This is a genomic window from Pseudaquabacterium terrae (assembly GCF_013266755.1).
GTDB lineage: Bacteria > Pseudomonadota > Gammaproteobacteria > Burkholderiales > Burkholderiaceae_C > Pseudaquabacterium > Pseudaquabacterium terrae.
On the sequence record NZ_JABRWJ010000040.1, the window covers coordinates 1 to 2,629 of the forward strand.

At 62.8% G+C, this 2,629-nt stretch carries 3 protein-coding genes; all 3 read right to left on the reverse strand.

Annotated features, from left to right (window positions below):
- Nucleotides 1-236: hypothetical protein (locus tag HLB44_RS36905; RefSeq protein WP_217283949.1), on the reverse strand; the 236-nt coding region annotated here is incomplete at its 3' end.
- Between the two features lie 853 nt (nt 237-1,089).
- On the reverse strand, nt 1,090-1,458 hold the full coding sequence (locus HLB44_RS36590; protein WP_173135781.1) for a hypothetical protein: 369 nt from the start codon (nt 1,456-1,458) through the stop codon (nt 1,090-1,092).
- Nucleotides 1,459-1,556: 98 nt separating this feature from the next.
- Complete coding sequence (locus HLB44_RS36595) at nt 1,557-2,009, reverse strand: hypothetical protein (protein WP_173135782.1); 453 nt, start codon at nt 2,007-2,009, stop codon at nt 1,557-1,559.
- Between the last annotated feature and the right edge of the window lie 620 nt (nt 2,010-2,629).

Below are 2,629 nucleotides of genomic sequence, written 5' to 3' on the forward strand. Positions count from 1 at the left end.
GCGGCCGCCAGCGGAGCGCCAGGGCCGCGAGGCAGATGATATGCCTGGGTGCCTCGCGGCCCTGGTGCGTAGCTGGTGGACGTCGCGTTGACCGAAGGGTTAGGTGGCTGCGGGTCTTGGGCAACGATGCCAGAAGGACGGATGACGATGATGCGCAAGGCAGAACTTGAACGGCGCAGGTGCGCGCGCTGCCAGAGCCCGTGCGGGTATTCATGGACTTCGAGATAAGCGGCCATGACAAGCGACGGACCTTGGTGAGCGACAGTGGGGCCTTCGGTTCCCGAACTGCAAACGCCCGAAGGGCGCGTGGTGGACTGCGCATGCGGCCAACGGACTTGTGTTTCTGCCAGGGCACAACGGCAAACGATGTCTTCGCTTCCAGAGCGCACCCCGATCGTGCTCGCCGGCGAAGGTGGGCTGAACGAACCTTCGCAAGTGGCGCACTTCGACGGACACCTAACGTTTGAGGTAACGCGCCCGTGCCAGCAGGTGGCTTGGGGCGCGAGGCCGATGATAGTGCTGAGCGGCCTCGCGCCCCAAGGCGCCTGCTGGTACGGGTCGCGTTGACCGAAGGGTTAGGCCCGGTTGCTCGTGCAGGCCTTGAACACCACGGGTTTTGAGCAGCAGCGCAGCCAGGAGCGGTACGGCTGCCAGGGACGATTGCTTGCTTGAAGTGCTCGGGGTGCATGAACAACGCAGGGCAGGAGTGGTTCTTGAACCCTGGCTACCCGTGCGTGCAGAGCCCCGCCGGGAGATGGCCGTACTCGTATTTGGTGCGGCTTGGGAAGTGCTTCGATCGCTCATCGGACGGGTAGCCTGAGGCAGAGCGGGCCCGGTCTTCTGTTCCCAGAGCCTTGCCCGACGCTGCAGCTGCATTCGGCTGTTCCACTGCCGCACTGGCGTGACGATGATCGCAGTCCTGCGGTACTTCTGGCAGCGAAACGAGTCGCGAGGGCCGTGATGACCCGGGCCTAACGTTTGAGGTAACGCGCGGCCGCCAGCGGAGCGCCAGGGCCGCGAGGCACATGATATGCCTGGGTGCCTCGCGGCCCTGGCGCGTAGCTGGAGGACGTCGCGTTGACCGAAGGGTTAGGCCTCGCCAAGGTTCGCGCTGTGTTTTGCCGAGGCGCTCTGGCGCTTGACGAACCAGATGGCAAGCATGATTGCTGCCCAGTAGATGGCGATGTCCACGACCAATGCTATTGGGTGCAGAGTGTCTTCGCCGAAGGAGAGTTGGCGCTCGACAGACACACCAGGCGTGTCAATCAGGTACGCCAACGGGAAGCCGCCTTTGAGCGCTGGCTTGTAGCAGCTTTCGTTGGCTGCCGGGCCACACAGATTGCCGTATGACTCGAGTTCCGGGCCTTCACCTTGGACGAAGGATGACAACACGGCCAATGTGAACGCCAATACAAGAGCCAGACTGGCGCGGAGCGGGTTGGACGTACGGGTGGTCATCTCGGGTACGCGGGGTCGCTTGCGAGGCCTAACGCCGGCGGTAACCGGCACGCGCCGGGAGGCGAAGCCGACCAGAGCGTGTCCGGTTGACCAACTTGTTAGGCGCCACTGCCGGCACCTCTAAGAACCTTTTCTGGGTCTCGAATGAATGCCGCTGCGCGAGAACGTTCAAGTGCGAGGCCGATAGCTGAAGGCTTCACTTCGAGGAGCTTCCAGAATTCAACAGAAAACGGCTGACCGTCGACAAGTGCACTTAGCTCGCACAGCGCAGTTGCAAACTCGACTGCTTCGCTCCGCGCGTCTATGCGTGCACTGATCTCCGCGCTGCCATCTGGATTGAACAGAAGATCCACGCGGCTTCCGTCGTTAGGCCCGTAGATAAACCAGTCTTCAAGCACTTCCCGAGGGGCACCGAAGCGCTCGGATAGCCAGGCTTTAGCGGCGGAGACTTTGTGAGCACGGAATGACCGCGCTTCATGCCCGTCGGGACCTTGCACTGGCATAGGATCACCTATGGGAACGAACGTGAGATCAAACTGCCAGATTGCCATGAGCGATGAATGGTGGCGCCTAACGTTTGAGGTAACGCGCGGCCGCCAGCGGAGCGCCAGGGCCGCGAGGCAGATGATATGCCTGGGTGGCTCGCGGCCCTGGCGCGTAGCTGGTGGACGTCGCGTTGACCGAAGGGTTAGGTGGCTGCGGGTCTTGGGCAACGATGCCAGAAGGACGGATGACGATGATGCGCAAGGCAGAACTTGAACGGCGCAGGTGCGCGCGCTGCCAGAGCCCGAGCGGGTATTCATGGACTTTGAAATGAGCGGCCATGACAAGCGACGGACCTTGGTGAGCGGCAGTGCGGCTTTTTCGGTTCCCGAACTGCAAACGCCCGAAGGGCGCGTGGTGGACTGCGCATGCAGCCAATGGCTTTGTGTTTCTGCCAGGGCACCACGGTGAACGATGTTTTCGTTTCCAGAGCGCAACCCCGATCGTGCTCGCTGGCGAAGGTGGGCTGAACGAGACCCGCGCAAGTGGCGCACTTCGACGGACACCTAACGTTTGAGGTAACGCGCGGCCGCCAGCGGAGCGCCAGGGCCGCGAGGCACATGATAGGCCTGGGTGCCTCGCGGCCCTGGTGCGTAGCTGGTGGACGTCGCGTTGACCGAAGGGTTAG

Bases quoted from the DNA above. Each gene is read 5' to 3' on its own strand.
- HLB44_RS36590 (WP_173135781.1), bottom strand. From the start codon at position 1,458: ATGACCACCCGTACGTCCAACCCGCTCCGCGCCAGTCTGGCTCTTGTA.
- HLB44_RS36595 (WP_173135782.1), bottom strand. From the start codon at position 2,009: ATGGCAATCTGGCAGTTTGATCTCACGTTCGTTCCCATAGGTGATCCT.